This is a genomic window from Micromonospora parva (assembly GCF_000718515.1).
Taxonomy (GTDB): domain Bacteria; phylum Actinomycetota; class Actinomycetes; order Mycobacteriales; family Micromonosporaceae; genus Micromonospora; species Micromonospora parva.
Genome location: NZ_JNZS01000072.1, coordinates 1 through 329, shown reverse-complemented (window position 1 = coordinate 329; position 329 = coordinate 1). Strand labels below are relative to the sequence as shown.

At 55.9% G+C, this 329-nt stretch carries 1 pseudogene; it reads right to left on the bottom strand.

Annotated elements, in window-relative coordinates:
* A pseudogene (locus tag IF22_RS35680) lies at positions 1-329 on the bottom strand (hypothetical protein); the annotation flags it as partial.

Here is a 329-nt window from a genome sequence, read left to right as displayed (position 1 = left end):
CATATATTGGCAGCCAGGCGATGATCGCGCCGTTTAGAAAACTGATGACGGCGCCCCATGACATGTAAAACCGAATGCCCTTCCGGAAGGCGTTCAGGAAGCCTCGAATCCCTGTCCGTGGTGCTCTCGGTGCTTCGCCGGGAGGCCTGCTGAATGTCTTGATCTTGCGTAGGACGAGCATCAAGGTGATTGAGAGAAGATAAGTCACCGCATCGATGATCAGGATGAGGGGAAGGGCGAGGAACTGGACAAGGATGCCAAGCGCCCCTGGACCTATTATCGTGGAAAGCTGAGAAGCTCCGGATATCGCCCCGTTGGCCTTGGTGAGC